Source organism: Bordetella tumulicola (genome assembly GCF_965138755.1).
GTDB classification, from domain to species: Bacteria; Pseudomonadota; Gammaproteobacteria; order Burkholderiales; family Burkholderiaceae_B; genus Bordetella_A; species Bordetella_A tumulicola.
In genome coordinates, this window is record NZ_CBCSFP010000005.1 from 297,181 (window position 1) to 323,774 (window position 26,594).

The following is a 26,594-nucleotide window of genomic DNA, read 5'->3' on the forward strand; positions in this document are numbered from 1 at the left end:
TCCCGCGTAGTTTCCGAGGTTGATTTTCCCGTTCACTCGGCGGTTTGCCGCAGAAGGGGATAGGCATGATGGCAGGCAGGCGGATCGCTCGATCCGCCGTCTTTTACGGAGCCTGCCCATGAATCCCTTTTTACCTGATCCTGTTATGCGCAACGAGATGTCGCGGCCCCTTGCGAGGATGCGTCGCCTGCCGCGTTGGCCTGTGGTGGGGCATTTCCGGCCTGAATACACGGGTTGGCCGGCGACGCGACGTCGCTTGACGCACGTGGCCAGCCGTTTGGTGATTGGCTGCGGGCTGGGCATGACTGTGATGCCCGCGCAGGCACTCGATGCCAATGCGGCCACGGTGGAGCAGCTCGAGACACTGAACGGCGTCGGTCCGCGTACCGCGAAGATCATCATCCAGGAACGTGAGCGCGCGGGGCCCTTTGAGTCGCTGGAGGACCTTTCTGATCGCGTGCGCGGTATCGGCCGCAAGCGGCTGGGGCGGCTGCAGGCGGCGGGTCTGTCCGTAGGCGCAGGCGTGGCCATACTCAGTCCGAATACCATCGCGATGCCGCACTTTGCGCCGACGATTCCCGGCATCATGCCGCCGGCGCCATAGCGCGCGTCCCGGTTTTCCCTGGCGTCAGCAAGGCTTTACCAACGCATCGCGACGTCCGGCGGTATGATCGACGGCATGGCTACCATTTCCTATCCCACTATCGAACAAACCGTCGGCAACACGCCGCTGGTCCGTCTGCAACGCATTCCAGGCTTGGCGGTGCAGTCACGGGGCAACGTCATCCTGGCCAAACTGGAGGGCAATAATCCTGCAGGATCCGTCAAGGATCGTCCGGCGCTGTCCATGATCTTGCGTGCCGAGGCACGCGGCGAAATCAAGCCTGGCGACACCCTGATCGAAGCCACCAGCGGTAATACCGGTATTGCCCTGGCCATGACGGCCGCGATGCGCGGGTATCGCATGGTGTTGATCATGCCCGACAATTTGTCGGTCGAGCGTCGTGCCGCCATGGCGGCCTATGGCGCTGAATTGATCCTGACCCCGGCGAGCAAAGGCGGCATGGAATACGCCCGTGATCTGGCCATGTCCATGCAGGACGAAGGCAAAGGAAAAGTCCTGGATCAGTTTGCCAACCCCGACAATCCGCGCGCGCATATCGAGGGCACGGGCCCTGAAATCTGGACCCAGACCGAAGGACGCGTAACGCATTTTGTGAGCGCCATGGGCACCACGGGCACCATCATGGGGGTGTCGACTTACCTGAAATCCCGTAATCCCGACGTGCAGGTGGTGGGCGCGCAGCCTGCCGAGGGCTCGCAGATTCCCGGGATCCGTAAATGGCCCGAGGCCTATATGCCCGCGATTTTTGATCGCAGCCTGGTCGACGCCTATGAGTCCATCGAGCAGTCCGACGCCGAGGTCATGGCCCGTCGATTGGCGGCCGAAGAAGGGATCTTTGGGGGTATCTCGTCGGCGGGGGCATTGGTCGGTGCGCTACGTGTGGCAGAGCGGGTCGAAAATGCCACCATCGTGTTCATCGTTTGCGATCGTGGCGACCGGTATCTGTCCACGGGCGTGTTTAACGAAACGCGCTAGCCTCCCAGTCGTCGCGACGCATTGGCTACAAGAGTGTTGACGGTCTCCTGCCGACCTTGATGAGACGAGGCCGGCAGGAGACCGAGGTAAAGCCGCGCGTTCAACGACCCATGCGGGCTTCGAGTTCGGCCGCCAGATCTGCGACGGCTGTCGCATAGAAATAACTACGGTTGTACTGCGTCAAGGCAAAAAAGTTGGGCGTGGCGGTTCGGTACTGTACGGTGCCACGTGCCTCTTCGACCAGATCGACGACGCCCAGGGGGCGATCCTGCCAGCTTTCGATGCTGGCGCCAGCCGAGACGCGTGCGCCCGCCGCTTGCAAGGTTTTCCAGGTTTGCGTGGGTTCGAGGCCGCCTGTCGCCAATGCGGACGGATCCGCTGGCAACATTACCGGGGCAAAGACGGGCAGACCGCGTAACCAGCCATGTTCGACCAGGAAATTACCGACGGACATGACCGCATCGTTGACGCTGTGGGTCAGGTCGATGTGACCGTCGCCGTCGCCATCGACGGCGTAACGCATAATGCTGCCGGGCATGAATTGGGGAAGGCCCATGGCGCCCGCGTATGAGCCGACGGCTTCCATATCGAGCTTGTTTTGCAACGCAAGAGTGATGAAATCACCCAATTGCCCGCGAAACATGTCGGCTCGTTCGGGTCGGCTGGGGTCGGGATAATCGAATGCCAGCGTCGTCAGCGCATCCAGCACGCGGAAATTGCCCACATTCCGGCCATACAGCGTTTCCACGCCGATGATGGAAGCAATGACGGAAGCAGGGACCCCGTAGCGCTGCGCGGCCTGGTTCAGCAGAGACTGGTTTTCTTGCCAGAATTCAACCCCCCATTTGATGCGTTTGGGTTCCACGAATCGGGAGCGATAGGTTTTCCAACTGCGCCATATTTTGCGACCCGGCGGCGAAGGCGCAATCAGGCGAGCGACTGTCGCGTTATAGCGGGCGCTGGTGAGCGCCGCAACGATGGGGCTCAAGGGCAAGTTGCGCTCGGCCGCCAATTGCGCGGCAAAGGCCTGGGCCTCGGGTCGGAGCGTGCCGGCGGGCGTCTGGGCGGCAGGAGGCTCGCCCGCGGGCTTGGCCGGGCCGATGCGTGTTGACGTCGCACCAGAGGGTGCTACAGAGGCGCCTGAGGCCTGAGAGGGGCCTGAGGGCGCGGTGCTCGCACAACCCGTCAAGACCAGGAAAACCGTACCGATTTGCACGAAACGCCTACACACGAACATAATCTTCCCTTATATGGAGACCATGTATCTTACCCATCCGTCGTGCAGGCTGCATGAAATGGGCAGTTGGCATCCGGAATGCCCGCAGAGGCTGGATGCGATTTCTGATCAATTATTGGTCAGCGGACTGCTGCCTTTTCTGGCCGAGCGGCAAGCCCCCGCGGCGACACGCGAGGCGATTCTGCGCGTGCACTCCGCGGATTATCTCGATAGTCTGCAGGCCAATACGCCGGCCGAGGGGTACTACCACGTCGATCCCGACACCTTGATGAATCCGCGCTCCTACGACGCGTCCCTGCATGCGGCAGGAGCGGGTATCGCGGCCGTAGACGCGGTGATGCAGGGGCAGGCGGCGAATGCGTTTTGCGCGGTGCGTCCGCCTGGCCATCATGCGCGGTCCGGTCAGGCTATGGGATTTTGTTTTTTGAACAATATCGCGATCGCCGCGCAGCATGCCATGCATGTCTATGGTCTGCAGCGCGTGGCGATCATTGACTTTGACGTGCATCACGGCAACGGTACCGAGGAAACTTTTGCAGGCGACTCGCGCGTGCTGATGTGCAGTTTTTTCCAGCATCCATTTTTTCCGAATAGCGGTGCCACGGATCCCGCCGCCAACATGGTCAATGTTCCGGTTCCTGCCTATACTGACGGGGCGGCGGTGCGTGCCCTGGTGCAAGACAGTTGGCTGCCGCGCCTGGATGCCCATGCGCCAGAGCTGATCCTGATTTCCGCGGGGTTTGATGCACACCGCGAGGATGACATGGGTCAAATGGCACTCGTGGAAGCCGACTACACCTGGATCACAGAACAAGTCGTGCAGATGGCCGAGCGACACGCTCAGGGGCGTATTGTCAGCATGCTCGAGGGCGGTTACAACTTGTCCGCATTGGGTCGTAGCGTGCTGGCGCATTTGCGAGCGCTGACAAAGTTGTAGAATCAACAAATTGTGCAATGCGGGATTGGCTTTTGCCGATCGACTATTTCATAGAGCTAGGAGGCTGCTGGATGAAGGTGCTGGTACCTGTAAAGCGCGTGGTTGACTACAACGTCAAAGTCCGCGTGAAATCGGATCAAACGGGCGTGGATATCGCGAACGTGAAGATGTCCATGAACCCGTTCGACGAAATCGCCGTCGAAGAGGCCACTCGCCTGAAAGAAAAGGGCGGGGCCACCGAGGTGATCGCCGTGTCTTGCGGCGTGGCACAGTGCCAGGAAACCCTGCGCACCGCCATGGCCATCGGCGCTGATCGCGGCATTCTGGTGCAGACCGACGCTGAGTTGCAGCCCCTGGCCGTGGCCAAGCTGCTCAAGGGCCTGGTCGACAAGGAACAGCCGGAACTGGTGATCCTGGGCAAGCAAGCCATCGATGACGACGCCAACCAAACTGGCCAGATGCTGGCCGCGCTGCTCGACTGGCCGCAAGCCACGTTCGCCAGCAAGGTTGAGGTCGCTGACGGCAGCGTCACGGTGACCCGTGAAGTCGACGGCGGCCTGGAAACGATCAAGCTCAAGTTGCCGGCCATCGTGACCACCGATTTGCGCCTGAACGAGCCGCGCTACGTCACGCTGCCCAACATCATGAAGGCCAAGAAAAAGCAGCTCGATACCGTCAGCCCCGAAGATCTGGGTGTCGATCCCGCTCCGCGCCTCAAGACGCTGAAAGTCACCGAACCGCCTGCCCGCAAGGCCGGTATCAAGGTGGCCGACGTGGCTGCGTTGGTCGACAAACTCAAGAACGAAGCGAAGGTGGTCTAAGATGACGACGTTGGTTATTGCCGAACACGACAACGCCCAACTCAAGGGCGCCACCCTGAACACCATTGCCGCTGCAGCCAAGCTCGGTGGCGATGTCCACGTGCTGGTTGCCGGCAGCAACGCCCAGGCTGTGGCTGACCAGGCGGCACAAGCCGCTGGCGTGGCCAAGGTCCTGCTGGCCGACGCGCCGCACTTGGCCGATGGGTTGGCCGAGAACCTGGCGGCCCAGGTGCTGGCCGTGGCCTCAGACTACAGCCACATCTTGTTCCCGGCGACGGCCTCGGGCAAGAACGTGGCCCCGCGCGTGGCTGCCAAGCTCGACGTGGCCCAGATCTCCGACATCATCGGGGTCGAGTCCGCGGACACCTTCCAGCGCCCGATCTACGCGGGTAATGCCATTGCGACGGTGCAATCCGCCGATGCCGTCAAGGTCATCACCGTGCGTACCACGGGCTTTGACGCGGTCGGGGCCACGGGTGGTTCGGCCGCTGTCGACAAGCTGGACGCGGTGGCCGATTCGGGTCTCTCGTCGTTCGTCGGTCGCGAGGTCGCCAAGAGCGATCGTCCCGAGCTGGCCGGTGCACGCGTTGTCGTGTCTGGTGGCCGTGGCTTGGGCAGTGCTGAAAACTTCAAGCTCCTGGATCCTTTGGCTGACAAGCTCGGCGCCGCCCTGGGTGCCTCGCGCGCCGCGGTCGACGCGGGCTATGCGCCCAACGACTGGCAGGTCGGTCAGACCGGCAAGATCGTGGCCCCGCAACTGTACGTGGCGGTGGGTATCTCGGGTGCTATCCAGCACTTGGCCGGCATGAAGGACTCCAAGGTCATCGTGGCCATCAACAAAGACCCCGAAGCGCCGATCTTTGGCGTAGCCGACTATGGCCTGGTGGGCGATTTGTTTACGGTGGTACCTGAGCTGACCAGCGCGCTGTAAGTACTCAACGCGCTACAACGGGTGTGTAAGCCGGCTTTTGCCGGTTTACACACCCGTTTTTCTTGGAGCCGTCGCGTGCGAGCCACTGAGCGGGGACTTTGATTCCGACCCGGCTTGGCTGATATCGACGCGCTCGACGAGAAAGTCCAGGAACGCCCGTACGCGTTGCGGCATGAGTCCGCCGTGACCAACATAGACGGCATGCACTTCCTCCAAGATACCCGGATTGGCGTCTTCCATGACTGCTTGTAGCCGACCCGCCGCGAGATCACTGCGCACCTGAAAGGCCGCCAATCGAGCCAGACCCAGTCCGCCTAGCGCCAGGCGATGTAGCGCATCGCCATCACTGGCCTGGGCATTGCCGGTCACGGGTATCACGATGTCCTCGTCGCCGTGCCTTAGCGGCCAGCCGGGTTGAGCGCGCACGTACGTTGCACCCAGACGGTTGTGTGCCAGCAGTTCCTGCGGCGTGCGCGGTGTGCCGTGTCGTGCCAGGTAGTCGGGTGCACCCACAATAACCATACGTGTGGCACCGAGCTTTCGTGCCATCAAGTTCGAATCTTTCATCGGGCCGGCACGCACTGCTACGTCAGTGCGCTGTTCCAGGATGTCTATGACTTCGTCCGTCAGCATGATATCCAGCGTGACGTCCGGGTGGCGCGCCAGGAACTCGGGTACCAGGGGCAACAAGAAACTGTGCCCGAACGGGACATTGGCATTGACGCGAAGCCGGCCACGTGGCGCGGTGTGTTCGCCGGCGCAGCGTTCGGCCTCGTCCAGGTCGGACAGGATGCGCACACCGCGTTCATAGAAAACGCAACCTTCGGGCGTGAGTTGCAGTTGCCGGGTGGATCGATGTATCAGGCGTGTGCCCAGGCGTTGTTCCAGGCGGGCGACCAGCTTGCTCACGGCCGAGGGTGTCATGTCGCAAACGCGAGCGGCGGCAGAGAAGCCGCCCAGTTCGATCACGCGCACGAAGACCTCTAGCTCGCGAGATCGGTTGACTTCCATTCGGGCCATGTCTGCCTCTTCGGTGAGTTCAATTCATAAATGAATTTCGTGCAGCTAGTCTATTCCAAATTGGGTTTTGAATTCATGATTCGGTGTCATTTGGATTTTGAATTCACTACTATGAAACTGCCGAACCCATCCATTCAAAACATCATCGCCACCGCGTTGTCAGCCTTGATCCTCTCGGTGGGCATGCTGTCTATGTCGCCCGCGCTGAGCGCTCAGGCGGTCTCCGTAACACCATGGGTGGCGACTTGGCAGGCTAGCCCTCAGCCGGTCTGGGGACCGGATTTCCTCTTCCCGGCCAACGTGCCTGCCGAGTTGTTCAATCAGACGGTCCGTCAGGTCGCGCGCGTCAGCCTGGGTGGGCCGCGCCTGCGTATCGTGTTATCCAATACGTACGGCCGGCAGCCGCTCGTCGTGGGCAAGGCTACGGTGGCGCGTCCTCAGGAGGGTGATGAAGGCGCGGTCGTTGCCGATAGCGTGCGCATGGTGACCTTTGGCGGGCACGCTACCGCCACGATCCCGCCCGGCGCATCGCTGGTCAGCGACCCGGTGGCATTGTCGATGGCTGTGCTGGAACAGCTCGTGGTGAGTCTCTATCTGCCGCAAAGAACACCTTTGCAGACTTTCCACTGGGATGGTCGGCAAACGGCCTGGATCGTCCCTGGAGACCAGACGGCCGTCGCGGCACTCAAGAAACAAGACAGTGAAGCACAGGTCACGACCGCTCGCGCGTTGCTGTCGGGAATCCAGGTCGAGGCCGGGGAGGCCGCGGGCGCAGTCGTGGTGATGGGTGACTCCATTACGGACGGTGCCGAGGCGAGCCTGGATCAAGACCATCGCTGGACCGATTTCCTGGCTGCGCGCCTGGCGCCGCGTGGCGTGGCCGTCGTCAATGCGGGTATTTCCGGGGCGCGACTGCTCTCGGACGGCATGGGGGTCAATGCATTGGCGCGCCTGAATAATGATGTGCTGACGCAACCGGGTGTAGAGAGCGTGATCGTCATGCTCGGCATCAACGACATTTCCTGGCCGGGCACCGCTTTTGCACGAGAAGCACAGCGCCCCACACTGGAGGCGCTTACGGCGGGTTACCGTCAGTTGATTGCACAGGGCCACAGCCGCGGCATTCGTGTCATTGGCGCGACCCTTACGCCATTCGAGGGCGCACTGCCTGGTACCCCGCTGGCCGACTACTATCATCCCGACAAGGATGCGCTGCGTCGGCAGGTGAATGATTGGATACGGCACAGTGGTGCGTTCGATGCCGTCATCGATTTGGATGCGCATCTGCGCAACCCCCAGCACCCCGCACGCATCGACTCTCGTTACGATTCCGGCGACCATTTGCATCCCGGCGATGAGGGCAACCGCGCGATGGCCGATGCCGTCGATCTGGAGGTCTTGCTGCCCGGCGGTGCAGAACTCGACACTGAGTTCACCCGCAACGAGGGTGTCAAAGGTTAAGATTGGCCTGATAGAGCACAGCAACCGCCAATCGATTCTGGAGACCCCATGTCCTACGTCACCCCATTGCGGGATTTTCGTTTCACGCTTAATTCGCTGGCCGGTCTGGACGAAATCCTGAAGCTGCCAGGTTTTGAAGAGGTCACTCCTGACCTGGTGGACGCGATTCTGGATGAAAACGCGCGTTTTGCAGAGCAGGCGATTGCGCCGCTGAATGTGCCGGGTGATACACAACCGCCTCAATGGAACGACGGACAGGTCACCACCACCCCAGGATTCAAACAGGGGTTTGCCGACTATGCGGCAAGTGGCTGGCAGGGGCTGCAACACCCGCCGCAATGGGGCGGGCAGGGATTGCCTAAATTGGTGGCGTGCGCGCCTTGTGAAAACCTTCAGGCGGCCAGTTTGGCATTTTCGTTGTGTCCGATGTTGACCGACGGCGTGATCGAGGCACTATTGACGGTGGGCTCCGATGCGCAGCGCCAGACGTATGTGCCCAATCTGATTTCCGGCAAGTGGACGGGCACCATGAACTTGACCGAGTCACAGGCCGGCTCGGATCTGGCTCAGGTGACCACCCGTGCGGTACCGCAGAGCGATGGCACCTATCGTTTGAGCGGGCAGAAGATTTTTATCACCTACGGCGATCATGACCTGGCCGAGAACATTATTCATTTGGTGTTGGCTCGCACGCCTGACGCCCCGGCGGGGGTCAAGGGCATCTCGCTATTTATTGTCCCGAAATTCCTGGTCAACGAGGACGGCAGTCTCGGGGCGCGCAACGACGTCTGGTGCGCGTCGCTCGAACACAAACTCGGTATTCATGGCAGCCCCACGGCCGTTCTGCTCTATGGATCAGGCAAGGGCGAGGCCGGTGAGGGCGCGGTTGGCTACCTGGTGGGCGAGGCCAACCGCGGCCTGGAGTATATGTTCATCATGATGAACGCCGCGCGTTTCGGGGTCGGCCAACAGGGTATCGGGATATCGGAACGCGCCTATCAGCACGCGTTGGCGTACGCACAAGAGCGTATCCAGGGTCGGGCGATCGAGGGATCGGCCGGGCCGGTGGCGATCGTGAATCATCCCGATGTGCAGCGCATGCTGTTGACGATGCGCGGTTTGACCGAGGCGGCGCGGGCCGTGTCGTTTGTGGCGGCAGCGGCGCATGACAAGGGCACGCATCATCCCGATGCCGCCGTGAGGTCGCGCAACCGCGCTTTTTACGAATACTTGGTGCCTATCGTGAAAGGCTTTTCAACGGAGTCTGCGGTCGAGGTGGCGTCGTTGGGCGTGCAGGTGCATGGAGGGATGGGTTTTATCGAGGAAACCGGTGCCGCGCAGTATTACCGCGACGCCCGAATTCTGCCGATTTACGAAGGAACGACGGCGATTCAGGCTAACGATCTGGTGGGGCGTAAAACCCTGCGTGATGGGGGGGCGACAGCCTATGCCTGCATCGCCGCCATGCGCGATACGCTACAGACCCTGCACACTGTCGCCGCGCGTGCCGAGCCCAGTGATCGTGCCGGGCTGAATCTGCTGCGTGACAACCTGGATCTGGGTATTCAGGCCTATGAGGCTGCAGTGGCTTTCATTTTGCAGCATGCACAATCGAATATTCGCGCTGTCTTTGCCGGCAGCGTGCCCTATTTGATGTTGGCGGGTATTGTGCACGGCGGCTGGCAAATGGCTCGTGCTGCGCTGGTGTGCCAACAGAAATTGACCGAGGGGACGACCGATCCTTTCTATCGCAGCAAGCTGTCTACGGCCCTGTTTTATGGTGCACAGATCTTGCCGCGTGCATTGGCTTTGTCGTCGTCGGTTCGTGCGGGTGACGTGGCCGATAGTTGCGCCGCACAATCCAATATTGCATAAAGTTATTAAACATATGCAACAAACGTATTTCCAGTGATACGCATTTGATGTAAGAATCATCGGGCATGATCTCGTTATTAGCCCGAGATTTCCCTCGCTAACCGCTAGCTCCTTGCCGGGCTGGCGTTGCTAACCGCCACGGAGACCTTCCATGACCCAACTTCGTCTGGGCGATACCGCCCCGGATTTCGAGCAAAAAACGTCCATCGGCCCGATCCGCTTTCATGAGTATCTGGGAGATAGCTGGGGCGTGCTGTTTTCGCACCCGGCCGATTTCACGCCCGTTTGCACGACCGAGCTCGGTTACACCGCCAAATTGGCCGATGAGTTTGCCAAGCGCAATGTCAAGGTGCTGGCCGTCTCGGTTGACGATGTCGACTCGCACACCAAGTGGATCGACGATATCAACGACACACAATCCACGCAGGTGAATTTCCCCATTATTGCGGATGATGATCGCAAGGTGGCCGAGCTGTACGACATGATTCACCCGAACGCCAGCGCGACTGTGACCGTGCGCTCGGTATTTGTGATCGATCCGGCCAAGAAAGTCCGTTTGATCATCACCTATCCAGCCAGCACGGGGCGTAATTTCAACGAAATCCTGCGCGTGATCGACTCGCTGCAACTGACCGATAGCCACAGCGTGGCAACGCCGGCCAACTGGGAAGACGGCGACGACGTCATCATCGTGCCGTCCTTGCAGGACGAGGCGGTGATCCAGCAAAAATTCCCCAAAGGCTACAAAGCCGTACGCCCCTACCTGCGTATTACGCCCCAACCGAATAAGTAAATTACCCGTGGTGTGGGTGAGGCGCATTGCGCCTGGCTCACATCAGGTGCCGCTTGCGCGCCCTATCTTATTGATAGAGCGCGCTTTTTTTTGCATCTTGTTCGTGCGCCGCCTTGTTCTTTATTTCTAATCGCGATGAGCAATCAAAAAATGATTCGTTTAATTTAGGTCTTTCCGCCTGCACACTTGCATCCACTGTCTACCTGTTTGGGATGTGAAGATGCTGCACAAGAAAAAAATCTGGACGGCCTTGGCCGCGGTCGCCGCGACCTTTATCTTGGGATTACCCGCTCAGGCACAAGAAAAACAAACGCTGCTGAACGTCTCGTACGACCCGACGCGTGAACTGTATCGCGAGGTGGATGAGGCCTTCGTCAAGGCTTATCAGGATAAGACCGGTGTGGCGCTGACGGTTCGTCAATCGCACGGTGGTTCGGGCAAGCAGGCGCGGTCGGTGATCGACGGCCTGGATGCCGATGTGGTGACGCTGGCGCTGGCCTACGATATCGACGCGATTGCCGAACGCGGTTTATTGCCCAAGGACTGGCAAGCCCGCTTGCCGCTCAATAGCTCGCCCTATACCTCGACCATCGTATTCCTGGTGCGCAAGGGCAATCCCAAGCAGATTCATGATTGGGATGATCTGATCAAAGACGGCATCGAGGTCATCACGCCCAACCCCAAAACGTCGGGGGGCGCACGCTGGAATTACCTGGCTGCCTGGGCGTATGCATTGGAGAAAAACGGGGGCGATGAGTCCAAGGCCAAAGCCTTTGTCGGAGAGCTCTACAAGCACGTTCCGGTGTTGGATACGGGTGCCCGCGGCTCCACGACGACCTTTGTCGAGCGCGAGGTTGGTGATGTGTTGCTGGCCTGGGAAAACGAAGCGTTCCTGGCGCTGAAAGAGTTGGGGCCGGACGAGTTCGACATTGTGGTGCCGTCCTTGTCGATTTTGGCCCAGCCGCCTGTTGCTGTCGTAGACAAGAACGTGGATCGCAAAGGCACACGTGCTGCCGCGCAGGCCTATCTGGAGTTTCTCTACACGCCGCAAGCGCAAGAAATTATCGCTCGCAATTTCTACCGCCCGACCGACAAACAAGTGGCCGAGAAGTTTGCTGATCAGTTTCCCAAAGTGAAACTCGTTCAGATAGATGATGCCATCTTCGGGGGCTGGCAAAAGGCGCAGAAAACGCACTTCAGCGACGGGGGGACGTTTGACCAGATCTACCTGCCCGGCGGCAAATAGGCGAGACAGCAGGATGCAATCATGAGTTCAGCGATGATGGCGGCCCCAGGTGCGCAAACACCCGTCGGCCGGCAGCGTAAACGGCCCGGCGTTCTGCCGGGTTTCGGTATTTCTATGGGCTTTACGGTGTTTTACCTGAGCCTGTTGGTGTTGGTGCCGCTGGCGATGCTGCCATTGAAAAGCGCGAGCTTGGGATGGGACGGATTCTGGCGCGTTGTGAGCGCGCCTCAGGCGGTGTATTCATACCAGTTGACCTTTGGCACGGCCTTGATCGCCGCCCTGGTGAATCTGGTGTTCGGCATGTTGGTGGCATGGGTGTTGGTGCGCTATCAGTTCCCCGGCAAGAAAGTGGTCGATGCGATGGTCGATTTACCCTTTGCATTGCCGACGGCCGTGGCAGGGATTGCGCTGACCGCGTTGTATGCCAAGAACGGTTGGTTGGGCGGACCGCTGAATGACTGGCTGGGCGTGAAGGTCGCCTTTACCCCGCTGGGCATTATCGTCGCCATGACGTTTATCGGCCTGCCGTTTGTCGTGCGTACGGTGCAGCCCGTGCTGGAAGACATCGAACGCGAGATCGAAGAGGCCGCGGCCAGCCTGGGCGCCGACCGATGGGAAACCTTGCGTCGCGTCCTGTTTCCCACCATCACGCCGGCTCTGTTGACGGGCTTTGCCATGGCGTTTGCGCGGGCGATTGGAGAGTATGGATCCGTGGTGTTCATCGCGGGCAACCGGCCGATGATGACGCAAATCACACCCTTGCTGATCATGTCCAAGCTGGAGCAATTCGATTACGTGGGCGCCGCGGCGATCGCCACGGTGATGCTTGCAATCTCGTTTGTCATGCTGCTGCTTATTAATTTACTGCAGGGCTGGCAGGCCCGTCGCGGCAGGAGGTTCGCATGAGTGCAGTGACGAACCGTGCCAACCATCTGACCGAGCCCCGTTGGGTACGCGGCGTACTGTTGACGCTGGCACTGGCATTTCTGGCGTTGTTTCTGCTGCTGCCTTTGATTACGGTATTTGTCGAAGCCTTCAATAAGGGGTGGGCGCTGTATCTCGCGGCGATTACCGAGCCAGATGCCTGGAGCGCAATCAAGCTGACTCTGTGGGTCGCGGCGCTGTCGCTCGTGATGAACCTGATTTTCGGCGTGTCGGCGGCCTGGGCCATTGCAAAGTTCGAGTTCCGGGGCAAGCAGTTCTTGATCACCTTGATCGATCTGCCGTTCTCGGTATCGCCTGTCGTGGCGGGCTTGGTGTTTGTGTTGCTGTTTGGCTCGCAAAGCGGGTTGTGGCCGTGGTTGCAAGTCTACGACCTCAAGATCGTCTATGCCGTGCCCGGCGTTTTGTTGGCGACCTTGTTCGTCACATTCCCGTTCATCGCGCGAGAGTTGATCCCCTTGATGCAAGCGCAAGGCAGCGAGGAAGAACAGGCTGCGTTGACCTTGGGCGCCAACGGTTGGCAGATTTTCTGGCGCGTGACGCTGCCGAATATCAAATGGGGGCTGCTCTACGGGGCGATTCTCTGCAATGCGCGGGCGATGGGCGAGTTTGGCGCGGTCTCGGTGGTGTCCGGTCACGTGCGCGGGCTGACTAATACGCTGACGCTGCATGTGGAAATTCTCTACGGTGAGTATCAGTTTGCCGCCTCATTCGCGGTGGCCTCGTTGTTGGCGTTGCTGGCCCTGGTAACGCTCGTGATCAAAAACGTCGTCGAGTGGCGCAGCGCCCGTCTCGATAGTGCAGATCAACCCATTGAAGCCGCGGGCGCGCCGGTGGTGGTACCGAGGCCGGCGACGGCGTAATGGAGCTCCAGGTATGAGTATCGAAGTCAAGAATCTTTCGCGCCGCTTTGGCGATTTTCGTGCCCTGGACGATGTGTCTTTGCATATCGAAACGGGCGAGCTGGTTGCGTTGCTGGGGCCATCGGGCTGTGGCAAGACGACCTTGCTCCGTATCATCGCGGGCCTGGAAACGGCTGACACCGGAAGCGTGCTCTTTGCGGGTGAAGACGCCACCGAGGTCGACGTGCGTCATCGTCAGGTGGGGTTTGTGTTCCAGCACTATGCGCTCTTTAAGCATATGACGGTGTTTGAAAACGTGGCCTTCGGCCTGCGGGTCAAGCGTCGCGCGTTGCGGCCCAGCGAGGCGCAGATTCGCGCCAAAGTGCATGAGTTGTTGAGCCTGGTCCAGCTTGATTGGTTGGCGGATCGGTATCCCGCCCAACTGTCAGGAGGACAGCGCCAGCGTATTGCGCTTGCGCGAGCCTTGGCCGTAGAGCCTCGGGTGTTGTTGTTGGACGAGCCCTTTGGCGCGCTGGATGCCAAGGTACGCAAGGAACTGCGCCGCTGGTTGCGCCGGCTGCATGACGAACTACACGTCGCCAGCGTCTTTGTGACACATGACCAGGAAGAAGCCCTGGAGGTCGCCGATCGCGTCGTGTTGATGAACGCCGGCCGTATCGAGCAGGTCGGCACGCCGCGCGAGGTGTGGGAGCATCCGGCGACGCCGTTCGTGTATGGATTCCTGGGCGACGTGAATCAAGTCAGCGGCCACGCTACGCGCGGCATTTGGCATGCGCATGGTATTGAGCTGCCCGCGCCTGATCTGGCAAAGGTCGAGAATCAGCAAGCGATCGCCTACGTGCGGCCTCACGAGATTGACGTGGCTCGTGATGATGGGCTGGGGCAGGGGATTCCCGTGCGCTTGAATCATGTGTATCTGGCGGGGCCTAGCGCCTATCTGGAGCTGGAGCGCCAGGACGCCCAGGCCACCATCGAAGCCCAGGTCCCCGAATATCTCTATCGTGAACTCAACTTGAAGGAGGGCGAAAGCCTGCTGGCGCGACCGCGTCGTGCTCGTGTTTTCGCCAATGCGTAACCATGACGACTGTCGATTCCGTTCTCGAACCCGCCGTGGATGTTCTCTGGCAAAGACTCCAAGGCCAATTGGCCGATATTGCTCAACGTTATCCCGACGCCGCGCTGGCCTCGTCTTTGGCCGCGGAGGATATGGTCCTGACGCACGCGATCTACGAGGGCGGTTTTCCGCTAGAGATTTTTACGCTGGATACGGGCCGCCTGCATACCGAGACGCTGGGCATGCAGGACGCCGTGCGTGAACGTTATGGCCGCAGCTTGACGGTCTATCGTCCGGACGCGGCGGCCGTCGATGCGCATGTCAACGCCCATGGTGCGTACGCATTTTATGAAAGCGTGGAATTGCGTAAAGCCTGTTGCCAGATCCGCAAGGTCGACCCGTTAAAGCGCGCCCTGGCGGGACGCGGCGCCTGGATTACGGGACAACGTCGTGCGCAAGCGGCCACACGTGGCGAGTTGCCGGAGGCCGAACACGATCCCGTGTTCGGTTTGTACAAATACAACCCGTTGGCCGCCTGGAGTGAAGAGGATGTCTGGCACGTCATCCGCGCGCTGGGCATCCACTACAACCCGCTGCACGACCAAGGCTATCCCTCGATAGGTTGCGAGCCCTGTACGCGCGCTGTTCGCCCTGGCGAGGATGTGCGGGCAGGGCGTTGGTGGTGGGAATCCTCCGATTCTAAAGAATGCGGCCTGCATGCCGGCAATCGTGTGATTTCGGTGGTCGCGGCGACCGAAAAATCGACTTCTGTTTAAAGGAACATCATGTCCGTCGTTATCAATCGTAGCCACCTGGATTGGCTGGAGTCCGAAGCGATCTACATTTTGCGCGAAGTGGCCGCCGAATGCGCCAAGCCCGTCCTGCTGTTCTCGGGAGGGAAGGATTCGGTCGTGTTGCTGCGGTTGGCCGAAAAGGCCTTTCGTCCGGGCCGCTTTCCGTTTCCGCTGATGCACATCGACACCGGCCACAACTATGACGAGGTGATTGCTTTTCGCGATCAGCGTGCTGCCGAGTTGGGCGAGACGCTGATCGTACGCAGCGTGGAGGACTCGATCCGTCGCGGCAGCGTGGTGTTGCGACGCGAGACGGATTCGCGCAATGCAGCGCAGGCGGTGACGCTGTTGGAGTCTATCGAAGAATTCGGCTTTGACGCGTGTATCGGTGGCGCTCGTCGTGACGAAGAGAAAGCGCGCGCCAAGGAACGTATTTTTTCCTTCCGCGACGAGTTTGGCCAGTGGGATCCCAAAGCGCAGCGTCCCGAGTTGTGGAATCTGTTCAATACCCGTGTGCACCCGGGTGAAAACATGCGTGTCTTTCCGATTTCCAATTGGACCGAACTGGATGTGTGGCAATACATCCAGCGCGAGCAGTTGGCCTTGCCGTCGATTTACTACAGCCATCAACGCGATGTGGTTCGCCGCAAGGGCCTGCTGGTGCCGGTGACGCCTTTGACCCCGCCGCAAGAGGGCGAGCAGATCGAGAATCTATCGGTGCGTTTTCGCACGGTGGGCGATATCTCTTGCACCTGCCCTGTGGCGTCCGACGCTGCAGATCCGCTGGCCATCATTGCCGAGACGGCCGTTACCGACATTACCGAGCGCGGCGCGACGCGCATGGATGACCAGACTTCCGAGGCCTCGATGGAGCGCCGCAAGAAAGAAGGTTATTTCTGAACTGATTATCGGATTTCAACTTGATTGCTCCCTTCCCTAAAGGGAAAGGGATTCCCACTTCACCGAACCGAGCCATTTGCGCATCAACACTCATGCACTCAGGTCTTACCGTTTCTCCATGGGCTAACACCGCCAGCCCGGCGGCTAATACGTTATGCGCGGCGTTGATGTCACGATCGTGGTCTGTGCCACATTCTGGACAGGACCACTGCCGCACGCTCAACGGCAGCTTAGGTAAAACGTGCCCGCAAGCGTGGCAGCGCTTGCTGGAGGGGTACCAGCGATCCACCCGCACGACGTCTCGTCCGACCCAACGCGCTTTGTATTCAAGCTGTCTCACGAACTCAGCCCACCCGGCATCTCCGATGGATTTAGCCAGACAGCGGTTTTTCTGCATGTTGGACACAGACAAGCTTTCTACGGCGATCACTTGGTTTTCGTGGATCAACCGGGTAGAAAGCTGGTGCAGGAAATCCCTGCGGATGTCTGCGATCTTTGCATGCAGTTTGGCGACTTTTAGCCTCGCCTTGGCACGGCGAGCCGATCCGCGATGTTTCCTGGCCAAGCGACGTTGCAGCTTGGCTAGCTTCGCCTCGTGTTGTCGAAAGACCTGTGGCGCATCGACTTTTTCTCCTGTTGAGAGGGTCGCAAAATGAGACAGCCCCAGATCGATCCCGACACAGCTCGACGCCGGAGGTTTCTGTACCACGGCGTCATCACACAGCAGGCTGACAAAGTATCGCCCTGCCGGGTCTTTGCCGACGGTGACGACGGTGACTTTGGCAGCCTTCGGAATCTGACGGGACCAACGAATCGGGAGAACTCCAGCCATCTTCGCCAATTTGAGCGAACGGCCATCCCATCGAAAGGCACTGGCGGTGTATTCGGCCGATTGCGAGCCGTCTTTGCGTTTGAAGCGAGGGTATCTGGTGCGCTTGGCGAAGAAACTAACAAACGCCGTTTGCAAATGGCGCAGCGTTTGCTGCAGGGGAACACTACTGACCTCGTTCAACCAGATGTGGTCCGCCGTCTTTTTCAGCGCCGTCAGCGCAGCCGAGGTCACGTGATATTCCAGACGCTCTTGCCGCTGGGCCCAAGCCGTCGAACGAAGGGCAAGCATGTGGTTATAGACCACGCGCACACAACCAAACGTGCGAGCCAGCGTGATCGCTTGCTCGGGCGTGGGATAGAAGCGGAATCGGTAGGCACGTTTGGTTTGCATGCCCAAGATGCTATCCGCGTCAAACCCAATAACTGGATTTCTATCCAGTCGTCAGCTCAAATCAGACCAATCCTGCAGCCTGACGGCTGCGCCCCTTTCCTCCCCGGCGTGAATGCCGAGGTTTCTCGGAGTAATGGATGAACGCAGTGAATGATTCTTTTTTGCCCGATACCGACAATGGCGTACTGCGGTTGATTACGGCCGGTTCGGTGGACGACGGCAAGTCCACGCTGATCGGACGCTTGCTGTACGACAGCAAAGGCGTATTTGCCGATCAGCTCGATGCCATTTCGCGTGCCAAGTACAAGCGTGTGGCGGGTGACGGTATTGATTTTGCGTTGCTGACCGATGGCCTTGAGGCCGAGCGTGAGCAAGGGATCACGATTGATGTGGCCTACCGCTATTTTTCGACACCGCTGCGCAAGTTCATCGTCGCCGATGCACCGGGACATGAGCAGTACACGCGCAATATGGTGACTGGCGCCTCGACGGCGGATGCCGCCATTATCTTGATCGATGCTACGCGTGCCACCGATGGCAAGTTGCTGACGCAAACCAAGCGTCACAGTACCATCGCGCATTTACTGGGTATTCGTCATATCGTCGTTGCGGTGAACAAAATGGATCTGATCGACTGGGATCAGGCGGTGTTCGAGCGCATTCGCGAAGCCTATGCCGACCTGGCCCGTCGACTGAATATCGCGCACTTTCATGTGTTGCCACTATCGGCGCTGGAGGGCGATAACGTTGTCAATCGGTCTGCTAAAGCGCCGTGGTATGACGGCCCGCCATTGTTGAGTTTGCTGGAACAGCTGGGCCTGGATAACGAAGCGGCTATTCGTCCCTTGCGATTCCCTGTGCAGTGGGTGGCGCGCCACGGCGGCGAGAGCGCCGATGATTTTCGAGGCTATGCCGGTTGCATTGCCAGCGGAGAGTTGCGCCCGGGCGACGACATCGTCGTGCAACCTTCGGGCGTGACGGCGCGCGTGAAAGAGATCCTGGCGTTTGATCGTGCCGTCGATGTGGCGGTGGTGGGGGATTCGGTGACGGTGGTGCTGGACCGAGATGTCGACGTGTCGCGCGGCGATGTCTTGTCGCATGCCGAGGCGCCAGCACGGGTCGGGCGCGAGTTCGAGGCCGAGCTGTGCTGGCTGGATACGCAGGCCCTGAATCCCGCACGAAAATATTTGCTCAAGCATGGCACGCGTTTAACCTCTGCCAAGATTCGGGGCGTATTGACGCAACGGGATGTTCACGAGTTGCAAGAGGTGCAGAACACGAGCGGAACCTTGAATATGAACGAGATCGGGCGCGTCTCATTTGCCACGCGCGAAGCCCTGGCCGTCGATCGCTATGTGGATGCGCCGGCGACCGGCGCGTTTATTTTGATCGACGCGGCCACGCATCAGACCGCTGCCGCGGGTATGTTGCGCTAAGGGAATTCACCTAGGCTGTCGAACGGGGCGTTCAGGCCATCACCTTGCCGGGTGGTGGCCTGTTGTTTTTTGTCTAAATCCAATAATGATGCGGGTTTTCGGCCGATTTCCAGAGTGTGAAATCAATACTTCAGACGGCGCTCTCGTCTTGGGGTAAAGTGAGATTTCGCCTGTTAAGGGCAATTGGGGCTTGCTGAAAGTACTGGTTTTTTGTACAGTACTTTCATGGAACGCACTGATTACGTTTTTTCCGCCGGTTCTGGGTCCCCGGCTACCGCCCCCGCCGCCTTGCGCGGCCGGGGAGCGGTTACTAATGTTCAGCACCGTTTCCAGCAAGCCGAGCGCGAACCCGTCGATGACGGTTGGTCCAGCGGGCAGGACGATACCGCCTCCCAGGGGGCTGTCTCCGAGGGCGATGGCTGCGGCGGAGATCTCCCGGGCGGTTACATTCCCATTGTCGCCCAACCGGCACCCAAGACCACCGTCGCGCCAGAGCAGGCTCGCAAGCTCTTGTCTCGCAATGACTCCCCCGACATTCCCTTCGATGTGGCCGTCAACCCGTACCGAGGTTGTGAGCACGGTTGTGTCTACTGCTATGCCCGTCCGACGCATGCTTACTTGGGCTATTCCCCTGGGCTGGATTTCGAAACCCGGCTAGTCGCCAAGGCCAATGCGGTCGATGTGCTGCGTGCCGAGCTGGCGCGCCCGGGCTATCGCGTATCCCCCATTAATATCGGATCGGCGACCGACGTGTATCAGCCCATCGAGCGTCAATGGCAATTGACCCGGGGCATCCTCGATCTGCTATGGCAGACCCGTCACCCGGCCACGGTGGTCACGAAAAACGCCCTGATCGAGCGCGATCTGGATTTGCTTCGGCTCGCGGCTGAGCAGCATTTGATCACCGTCTATATCAGTATTACCACGCTGGATATCGAGATGGCCCGCACGCTTGAGCCGCGCGCCTCGGCGCCGTGGCGGCGCCTCCAGGCGGTACGTACGCTCGCGGATGCCGGTGTCCCCGTCGGGGTATTGGTCGCGCCCGTTATTCCGTTTATCAACGACGAATCCCTCGAGCACATTTTGCAAGCCGCCCGTCAGGCGGGTGCCTGCTATGCCAGCTATACGGTGGTACGCCTGCCGTGGGAGGTCAAAGCCGTTTTTGAGGAATGGCTGGAAACCCATTTCCCCGACCGTGCCCAACGCGTGCTGCATCGTATCGAGGATTTACGCAACGGCCGTCGCAACGACTCTCGGTTCGGCACTCGCATGCGAGGCACGGGTCTGTGGGCCGACCTGTTGCGCCAGCGTTTCAACCTGGCTGTGCGCAAACTCGGCCTCAATACCACCCGGCCCCAGTTGGCCACGCATTTATTCCAGGCGCCCCGGGTTGCAGATTCCGCGTCCCATGCCATGCCTGCCTCCGGCGTGGGGCAGGGCACATCACGGCAGTCGAGATCCTCGTTGCCGCTTTCATCCTCACCGCAGTTAGCGCTGTTCTAACCGGAGCCTTCTCATGTCCACTGCTACGCTTGCTTCTGATTCCGCCATTTCTTTGCCTTCCCGTTTGCCGGCATGGATGCCTCGCATCGTTGCACGTGCCGCCGGCGGTGTGCTGCGCCAGCCAGCCAAATGGCCTTTTTCGTCGGGCTTGTCGCAGGGGCGCCGCTATGTCCCGACTCAGTCGGACGTCACGATTTCGCCGGTCGCTGCGCAGCCCGTTGTTGGCCGGCCCGTTGCGACTCAGCCGGTCGTAGATCAACCCGTTGGCGGGATTGCCCACGTGTCGGTCTCAGCCGCGTCTGTCTCCATCGACATGTCGGCCGCACACAGCCAGTCCATGGGGACGGCGGCCCGAGCATTGAACCAGGGCGTCACTGCTCGCCAAATGGTGGTGGATGTCTTGCTGGTCGCGATGTGGGGGGCGTTGATTCCCGGGATGATGTGGCTCGGCGCCGCGGCAGGGTTCTGATCGGCGTGGCGACGAGGCTCCGATCCGGGTAGCAGGTCTTAGCTCGATCCCAGCAATATGACGCCAGCCAAAATGGCTGCACATCCCAACAGGCGACCAACACCCACGTTTTCCCGTAAAAGAAACATGCCCGCCAGAGTGCCGAGCATCATCGACATTTCCCGCGCAGGGGCCACCAGGCTGAGCGGCGCACCGTTGCGCAGGGCGTACAGTACCAAGATATAACCCAGTGGCGACAGCAAGCCGATCGCCCACGCCAATCCCCAATACCCGCGCATGGCTTGCCAGCTTTCCGCGCGCCTGTGCACGACGTGGGGAGCCATCATGACGGTACGCGCGACGCAGGTGAGCCAGTCAAACAGGACGGGCATAATCAACAGCACCTTGACGCCGTAGGCGTCCACAACGGTATAGGCTGCGATAAATAACCCGATGACGCCGCCCCAGCGTACGCCGATCCAGGCCTGGGGCTGGCGAAAAAGCGTGAGCTTTCCCTGCGTGGCAATCAGCAATACGCCGCCGACGACGCAGAGCATCCCTGCAATCCCTGTGGAGGATGCGGGCTCGCCCAGCAACAAAAAGGCGCCTGTGGTCGACAAGAGTGGACCGGTACCGCGGGCGATGGGATACACCACGGATAGGTCCGCTACCTGATAGCCACGTTGCAAACAGAGGCTATAACCCAGGTGCAGGGCGCTGGAAGCCAGAATGCAGAACACAATGGGCCACGTCCACGTCATGCCCTCGTGCAGCAAAATCCATACGACCCAGGGTGCATACAACAAGGTGGCGCATAGCCCATAGGCAAACACAAACGCCGGTCCCACCATGGCGGCGCGCTTGGCTAACAGATTCCACGTAGCGTGGGCCATGGCCGCCAAGACGACTAATATCAGGGACGCATAAGACATCGATGCAACGACTACCGAAAATGACAGAAATATGACAACAACGCCGGCAAGAGTACCGCTAAATCAGGCGTGTCATCCGCCGATCTCTCTCATTTCCCCAACGTCCCGCTGTCTGTTTGCCATGTTTATCTATCACGCGGCGCGTAAAGTCTTGATTTGATGTAGAATGCTGGGTTTACCACAAACCTCATCCTCTGCTTGCGGATAGCAAAGGTACCGGCCTCGGTCGATACTGCACGCAAAAACAGCGCAAGGCACGATGATCTTGGAGTTCTCATGAACCTCATCGCTATCCTGGAACAGGAAGAAATCAAGCGCCTTACCGGCGGCACGCCTCTACCCGAATTCGCCCCTGGCGATACCGTCGTGGTCAGCGTCAACGTCGTTGAAGGCACCCGCAAGCGTGTACAGGCTTACGAAGGCGTCGTTATCGCCAAGCGTAACCGTGGCTTGAATTCGGCTTTTATCGTTCGCAAAATTTCGTCCGGCGAAGCCGTCGAACGTACGTTCCAACTGTACTCGCCACAAATCGCCAGCATCGAAGTCAAGCGTCGTGGTGATGTGCGCCGCGCCAAGCTGTACTACCTGCGCAGCCGCTCGGGCAAATCGGCTCGTATTAAAGAAAAGCTGGTCATCAAGAAGGTCAAGTCGGCTTCTTGATCCGTGCCGGTGTGATGTTCGTCTCGGCTGGCTCACACCGCGCCTCCCGGCAATCCGGGTTAAAAAGGCACCTAACAAGGTGCCTTTTTCACATTCGTAGCTGGTATGCCTGATCCTTCGACTCGTCCTCGTCGGCCGCGTGCGGCCCCCCCGTTTGATCCCGCCACTCAACCTTGGCAGCCCGCTGATGCGGGACTGACGGCCATTGATCCTCAGTTGCTGGTCCCCGAACGGCTGCGTGGCGTATTGACTCACAGCGGAGCCTGGCCTCAGGATCGACTCGGCTCGACAGAGTATCGTCATCCCGGGCGCGACGGCCCGCCTGTTCCTGCCGCCGTGCTGATTCCGCTGGTGGTGCACCCCGAGAGCGTCAGCATCATGTTGACCAAGCGTACCGCTCATTTATACGACCACGCCGGGCAGATCAGTTTTCCCGGTGGGCGCGTCGAAACGGTCGACGCCACGCCGGTCGCGACCGCATTGCGCGAGACCGACGAAGAAACCGGCCTGTCCGCGGACTATATCGAGGTCCTGGGCACCATGCCCCCGTATCTCACCTCGACCGGGTTTGCCATTACGCCGGTGTTATCGCTGGTGCGATCCGGGTTCACGCTGGCGCCTGATGAATTCGAGGTCGCCGAGATCTTTGAGGTCCCGTTGTCTTTCTTGATGGATCCGGCGAATCACCGACTCCATCGCGGCCCTTTGCCGGATGGACGCGAGCGACAGTACTACGCGATGCCTTGGCACCAATATTTCATTTGGGGGGCGACGGCCGGCATCCTGCGCAATCTGTATCACAAGCTGCGTCATGGGCTCGTCGGCAACGAGGAGTCACCGGTCGACGCAGCGTGAGCGCGCGTCAATAGCGCTGCGCGGCCTCGCTTTCGTCGAGGATGCGCTCGTACAACGCATAGCGGGCCGTATCAATCTCGCCCGCCCGCAGCGCCGCGACGACGCCACAGCCGGGTTCGTGCCGGTGAGTGCAGTTATAAAAGCGGCAGCGCTCGATATGCGGCGTGAACTCCGGGAAGCCACGCAAAATATCGTCGCCCGATAAGTGCTGCAAACCGAACGCCTGAAATCCCGGCGAATCAATCAGATCTCCGCCAGGCGCGGGCAAATGGTATAGGCGTGTGCTGGTGGTGGTGTGTCGCCCCATATCCAGTGCGGAGGAGTATTCACGTGTGGCGGCGTCCGCATCGGGCACCAGCACATTGAGCAGCGTCGATTTGCCCATGCCGCTTTGGCCCAGGAGCAACGTCACTTTACCCGCCAGCCGATCGGCTAACGCCGCATGGACAGTGGGCTGATCATGGGCGCTGAGTTCGATCACCGGGACCCCCAGTGCGCGCACCGACGCCAGGCGTGCACGTGCTGTCTCGACACCCGCTTGTAGATCGACTTTGTTTAGGATGATCAGCGGTTCGATACCGACGCTCCAGGCGCCGGCCAATGCGCGCCAGGCCAGATCATCCGAAAACGTGGGCTCGACCGCGACCACAATCAAGAGCTGATCGACGTTCGCGGCGAACTGCTTGGAACGCGTCTCGTCCGAGCGAAACAACAAATTGCTGCGCGGCAGAATGGCCTCAATGACGCCTTCGTCGCGCCCTTGGGGGGCGATTTTCACCCGATCACCCACCGCAGCACCGGTCTTTTTGCCACGCGGAAAGCAATGCCGCTTTGATCCATCCGGGAATTCCACCACGTAGTGGCGGCCATGCGCCGCAATAATGCGGCCCTCCAGGGGTTGGGGAAGGTTGTCGCTCATGCGTGCTGCGTCAGGTGACGGATGCGCACGGCAGCGGGGGGGTGGCTATCGTAGAAGGCGGAGTGCACAGGGTCGGGTGTCAGAGTCGCGGCGTTGTCATCGTACAGCTTGACGAGTGCCGAGACGAGTTGTTCGGACGAGCTTTGCGTAGCGGCGTAACGGTCTGCCTCGAATTCGTCGCGGCGAGAGTACCAACTGGCAATCGGGGTCAACATAAACGTAAAGACCGGAATCACCAAGAAAAACAGCAGCAGCGCCATCGCATCATTACGCCCACTGAAACGAGGCAACACGCCCAGGCCCTCGTAGAACCAGGGTTGTTGAGCCAACCAGCCAAGCACGGCAAAAAACAACAGGGCGGTGCCAAAGCTCAGCACGATGCGCTTGATGATATGGCGCTTGGCAAAGTGCCCCAGTTCGTGAGCCAGCACGGCTTCGATTTCATCCGCATTCAGGCGAGCCAGCAAGGTATCAAAAAATACAATGCGGCGCGATTTACCGAAGCCCGTGAAATACGCATTGCCGTGCGCCGAGCGGCGCGAGCCGTCCATCACAAACAAACCGTTCAGCGCAAAGCCGCAGCGCTGTGCCAGCTGTTTGATGCGTTGCGCCAGTTCCGCGTCGGCCAGCGGTGTAAATTTATTGAATAGTGGTGCAATAAAGGTCGGAAAAATAAACAGCAACAGCAGGTTAAAGGCCGTCCAGAGCCCCCATGCCCACACCCACCAGAGACTGCCGGCCTCGGCCATCAGCCAGAGGATGGCAGCTGCCAGAGGTGCCCCTAATACCAGTGACACCAGGACGCCCTTGACCAAGTCAGAGGCAAACAACCCGGGCGTCATACGATTAAAACCAAAATGGGCCTCAAGTTTGAATTGACGCCACAATGTAAAGGGCAGGCCCAATACGCCCAGCAGGAGTGCTACGCTACCGAGCAACAGCAACTGGCGCAGCAAGTCATTCGAGGTGGCTTGCGCGATCCACAGGTCAATGGCCTGTAGGCCACCCAACAAGGTCAGTCCCACCAGTATGACCGCGTCATACCCCCGCTCCAGCATCCCGAGACGCACGCGTGCCGCTGTATAGTCCGCCGCTCGTTGGTGGCTGGTCAGGCCGATGCGCGGTGAAAACTCGGGCGGAACCTGTTCCCGATGGCGCGCGACGTGACGAATCTGGCGCATGGCCAACCATTGGCGCACACACAGATCGGCAACCAAAAAGAATACAAACAGCAGGGTCAGAGTAGGCAGGGGCACGGAGTTCGCGTTACGTATGAGAAAATGTGGTGTTTTATAGGCAAATTATATGGCTGCAAACGAAAACCGCTTGGTCTGGCTCGATATGGAGATGACCGGGCTTGATCCCAACAAAGAGCGCATCATCGAAGTGGCCGTCGTCGTCACCGAGCCTGACCTGACCGTCGTGGCCGAAGGGCCGGTGCTCGTTGTGCACCAATCCGATAGTCTGCTCGACGCCATGGACAACTGGAACAAGTCCACCCACGGCAAAAGCGGTCTAATCGACAAGGTCAAGGCATCTACGCTCACCGAGGCCGAGGCAGAACAAACGCTGCTGGCTTTTCTGTCGCAGCACGTCCCCGCGGGCAAGTCCCCACTGTGTGGCAACACCATCAGCCAGGACCGCCGCTTCATGTACGCCTACATGCCGAACCTGGAACGCTTTTTCCACTATCGAAACCTGGACGTTAGCACGCTCAAAGAACTGGCGCGCCGCTGGGTACCGGCGGTGTATAAGGGCTTCGAGAAGAAAAGCAAGCATGAGGCGTTGGCGGATATTTACGAGTCCATCGACGAACTTAAGTATTATCGCGAGCACTTTCTTAAGGTGTAGGCGCTGTTGGTTCTTAATGCGCCGAGGTCCGTCGTGTGTAGGCGTCGCCGGCGTAATCGCGTCGGCTCGGCCCAACCAGGGGCCTCGGCTCGCGTTATCTTCCCATTCACCGGTGCTGGTAATACCGCGTTCGTTGTGTGTCGCGATGCGTATGGTCCTCAGGGCAAGCTACTACTGTGAGTCCCTGTCCGGTGCCATGGCCACGGTGGCCTGATCGGCTCGGCTCGGGCGCATGCAGGCGCCCTCGGTCCCGCTGCGCGGGACTGCCCGATCCTCAAACAGGCCACCGTGGCC

At 59.9% G+C, this 26,594-nt stretch carries 26 protein-coding genes; 20 read left to right on the forward strand and 6 right to left on the reverse strand.

Going from position 1 to position 26,594, the window contains the following annotated elements; genetic code table 11:
- Positions 1 to 118 precede the first annotated feature (118 nt).
- A complete protein-coding gene (locus ACNAZS_RS15575; protein ID WP_415790863.1) occupies positions 119 to 604 on the forward strand; it encodes a ComEA family DNA-binding protein in 486 nt (161 codons plus the stop codon).
- A gap of 75 nt (positions 605 to 679) precedes the next feature.
- Positions 680 to 1,600: a cysteine synthase CysM gene (cysM, locus tag ACNAZS_RS15580; RefSeq protein WP_415790865.1), complete on the forward strand. Its 921-nt coding sequence runs from the start codon at positions 680 to 682 to the stop codon at positions 1,598 to 1,600.
- A gap of 100 nt (positions 1,601 to 1,700) precedes the next feature.
- Here cysM and mltB read toward each other — a convergent pair whose 3' ends face one another.
- Positions 1,701 to 2,837 carry a lytic murein transglycosylase B gene (gene mltB / locus ACNAZS_RS15585; protein WP_415790867.1) on the reverse strand — a complete coding sequence of 379 codons (1,137 nt, stop codon included), beginning with the start codon at positions 2,835 to 2,837 and terminating at the stop codon, positions 1,701 to 1,703.
- A gap of 13 nt (positions 2,838 to 2,850) precedes the next feature.
- Between mltB and ACNAZS_RS15590 the strand changes: the two genes are divergently transcribed.
- The 3 genes from ACNAZS_RS15590 (at position 2,851) to ACNAZS_RS15600 (ending at position 5,526) form a co-directional block, all read left to right on the forward strand.
- On the forward strand, positions 2,851 to 3,774 hold the full coding sequence (locus ACNAZS_RS15590; RefSeq protein ID WP_415790869.1) for a histone deacetylase family protein: 924 nt from the start codon (positions 2,851 to 2,853) through the stop codon (positions 3,772 to 3,774).
- 71 nt (positions 3,775 to 3,845) lie between these two features.
- A complete protein-coding gene (locus tag ACNAZS_RS15595) occupies positions 3,846 to 4,595 on the forward strand; it encodes an electron transfer flavoprotein subunit beta/FixA family protein (RefSeq protein ID WP_415790871.1) in 750 nt (249 codons plus the stop codon).
- A 1-nt stretch (position 4,596) separates the two neighbouring features.
- Positions 4,597 to 5,526 carry an electron transfer flavoprotein subunit alpha/FixB family protein gene (locus tag ACNAZS_RS15600; protein WP_415790873.1) on the forward strand — a complete coding sequence of 310 codons (930 nt, stop codon included), beginning with the start codon at positions 4,597 to 4,599 and terminating at the stop codon, positions 5,524 to 5,526.
- A gap of 45 nt (positions 5,527 to 5,571) precedes the next feature.
- On the opposite strand, the gene ACNAZS_RS15605 is transcribed toward ACNAZS_RS15600, so the two are convergent.
- A complete protein-coding gene (locus tag ACNAZS_RS15605) occupies positions 5,572 to 6,546 on the reverse strand; it encodes a LysR family transcriptional regulator (RefSeq protein ID WP_415790875.1) in 975 nt (324 codons plus the stop codon).
- Positions 6,547 to 6,657: 111 nt separating this feature from the next.
- On the opposite strand from ACNAZS_RS15605, the gene ACNAZS_RS15610 reads away from it, so the two are divergent.
- From ACNAZS_RS15610 to cysD, 9 genes are all read left to right on the forward strand, one after another.
- Positions 6,658 to 8,007: an SGNH/GDSL hydrolase family protein gene (locus tag ACNAZS_RS15610; RefSeq protein ID WP_415790877.1), complete on the forward strand. Its 1,350-nt coding sequence runs from the start codon at positions 6,658 to 6,660 to the stop codon at positions 8,005 to 8,007.
- 48 nt (positions 8,008 to 8,055) lie between these two features.
- Entirely contained in the window at positions 8,056 to 9,882 is a 1,827-nt protein-coding gene (locus tag ACNAZS_RS15615) for an acyl-CoA dehydrogenase (protein WP_415790879.1), read from the forward strand.
- 151 nt (positions 9,883 to 10,033) lie between these two features.
- Complete coding sequence (locus ACNAZS_RS15620; RefSeq protein ID WP_415790881.1) at positions 10,034 to 10,675, forward strand: peroxiredoxin; 642 nt, start codon at positions 10,034 to 10,036, stop codon at positions 10,673 to 10,675.
- Between the two features lie 220 nt (positions 10,676 to 10,895).
- Positions 10,896 to 11,921 carry a sulfate ABC transporter substrate-binding protein gene (locus tag ACNAZS_RS15625; RefSeq protein ID WP_415790883.1) on the forward strand — a complete coding sequence of 342 codons (1,026 nt, stop codon included), beginning with the start codon at positions 10,896 to 10,898 and terminating at the stop codon, positions 11,919 to 11,921.
- Between the two features lie 21 nt (positions 11,922 to 11,942).
- Positions 11,943 to 12,827 (forward strand): sulfate ABC transporter permease subunit CysT, encoded by an 885-nt coding sequence (cysT, locus tag ACNAZS_RS15630; RefSeq protein ID WP_415790885.1) that lies wholly within the window; start codon positions 11,943 to 11,945, stop codon positions 12,825 to 12,827.
- Positions 12,824 to 13,726: a sulfate ABC transporter permease subunit CysW gene (gene cysW, locus ACNAZS_RS15635; protein WP_415790886.1), complete on the forward strand. Its 903-nt coding sequence runs from the start codon at positions 12,824 to 12,826 to the stop codon at positions 13,724 to 13,726. The genes cysT and cysW overlap by 4 nt, the downstream gene beginning before the upstream one ends.
- Before the next feature lie 13 nt (positions 13,727 to 13,739).
- On the forward strand, positions 13,740 to 14,801 hold the full coding sequence (locus tag ACNAZS_RS15640) for a sulfate/molybdate ABC transporter ATP-binding protein (RefSeq protein WP_415790888.1): 1,062 nt from the start codon (positions 13,740 to 13,742) through the stop codon (positions 14,799 to 14,801).
- 2 nt (positions 14,802 to 14,803) lie between these two features.
- A complete protein-coding gene (locus ACNAZS_RS15645) occupies positions 14,804 to 15,556 on the forward strand; it encodes a phosphoadenylyl-sulfate reductase (protein ID WP_415790890.1) in 753 nt (250 codons plus the stop codon).
- A 9-nt stretch (positions 15,557 to 15,565) separates the two neighbouring features.
- The gene (gene cysD / locus ACNAZS_RS15650; RefSeq protein ID WP_415790892.1) at positions 15,566 to 16,474 is read left to right on the forward strand and encodes a sulfate adenylyltransferase subunit CysD; all 909 of its coding nucleotides are present in this window, start codon (positions 15,566 to 15,568) and stop codon (positions 16,472 to 16,474) included.
- Here cysD and ACNAZS_RS15655 read toward each other — a convergent pair.
- Complete coding sequence (locus ACNAZS_RS15655) at positions 16,392 to 17,696, reverse strand: RNA-guided endonuclease TnpB family protein (RefSeq protein WP_415790894.1); 1,305 nt, start codon at positions 17,694 to 17,696, stop codon at positions 16,392 to 16,394. The two genes, cysD and ACNAZS_RS15655, sit on opposite strands and share 83 nt — an antisense overlap.
- Positions 17,697 to 17,833: 137 nt before the next feature.
- On the opposite strand from ACNAZS_RS15655, the gene ACNAZS_RS15660 reads away from it, so the two are divergent.
- The 3 genes from ACNAZS_RS15660 to ACNAZS_RS15670 all read left to right on the forward strand — a co-directional run bounded on the left by ACNAZS_RS15660 (position 17,834) and on the right by ACNAZS_RS15670 (position 21,104).
- Entirely contained in the window at positions 17,834 to 19,132 is a 1,299-nt protein-coding gene (locus ACNAZS_RS15660) for a sulfate adenylyltransferase subunit 1 (protein WP_415790896.1), read from the forward strand.
- 225 nt (positions 19,133 to 19,357) lie between these two features.
- Positions 19,358 to 20,635, forward strand: coding sequence for a PA0069 family radical SAM protein (locus ACNAZS_RS15665; protein WP_415790898.1), 1,278 nt, complete (start codon positions 19,358 to 19,360; stop codon positions 20,633 to 20,635).
- Positions 20,636 to 20,648: 13 nt separating this feature from the next.
- On the forward strand, positions 20,649 to 21,104 hold the full coding sequence (locus tag ACNAZS_RS15670) for a hypothetical protein (protein ID WP_415790900.1): 456 nt from the start codon (positions 20,649 to 20,651) through the stop codon (positions 21,102 to 21,104).
- 38 nt (positions 21,105 to 21,142) lie between these two features.
- Here the strand turns inward: ACNAZS_RS15670 and ACNAZS_RS15675 are convergent, their stop codons facing one another.
- Positions 21,143 to 22,015 carry an EamA family transporter gene (locus ACNAZS_RS15675; protein ID WP_415790902.1) on the reverse strand — a complete coding sequence of 291 codons (873 nt, stop codon included), beginning with the start codon at positions 22,013 to 22,015 and terminating at the stop codon, positions 21,143 to 21,145.
- A gap of 276 nt (positions 22,016 to 22,291) precedes the next feature.
- Here ACNAZS_RS15675 and rplS point away from each other — a divergent pair, with 276 nt between their 5' ends.
- Both rplS and ACNAZS_RS15685 read left to right on the forward strand, forming a co-directional pair.
- Positions 22,292 to 22,675 (forward strand): 50S ribosomal protein L19, encoded by a 384-nt coding sequence (gene rplS / locus ACNAZS_RS15680; RefSeq protein ID WP_415790904.1) that lies wholly within the window; start codon positions 22,292 to 22,294, stop codon positions 22,673 to 22,675.
- 105 nt (positions 22,676 to 22,780) lie between these two features.
- Positions 22,781 to 23,530, forward strand: a complete 750-nt coding sequence (locus ACNAZS_RS15685; protein WP_415790906.1) for a CoA pyrophosphatase — start codon at positions 22,781 to 22,783, stop codon at positions 23,528 to 23,530.
- Between the two features lie 7 nt (positions 23,531 to 23,537).
- Here ACNAZS_RS15685 and rsgA read toward each other — a convergent pair whose 3' ends face one another.
- Positions 23,538 to 24,449, reverse strand: a complete 912-nt coding sequence (rsgA, locus tag ACNAZS_RS15690) for a ribosome small subunit-dependent GTPase A (protein WP_415790908.1) — start codon at positions 24,447 to 24,449, stop codon at positions 23,538 to 23,540.
- Positions 24,446 to 25,705, reverse strand: a complete 1,260-nt coding sequence (locus tag ACNAZS_RS15695) for a M48 family metallopeptidase (RefSeq protein ID WP_415790910.1) — start codon at positions 25,703 to 25,705, stop codon at positions 24,446 to 24,448. The genes rsgA and ACNAZS_RS15695 overlap by 4 nt, the downstream gene beginning before the upstream one ends.
- Before the next feature lie 49 nt (positions 25,706 to 25,754).
- On the opposite strand from ACNAZS_RS15695, the gene orn reads away from it, so the two are divergent.
- Positions 25,755 to 26,300, forward strand: coding sequence for an oligoribonuclease (gene orn, locus ACNAZS_RS15700; protein WP_415790912.1), 546 nt, complete (start codon positions 25,755 to 25,757; stop codon positions 26,298 to 26,300).
- Positions 26,301 to 26,594: the final 294 nt, after the last annotated feature.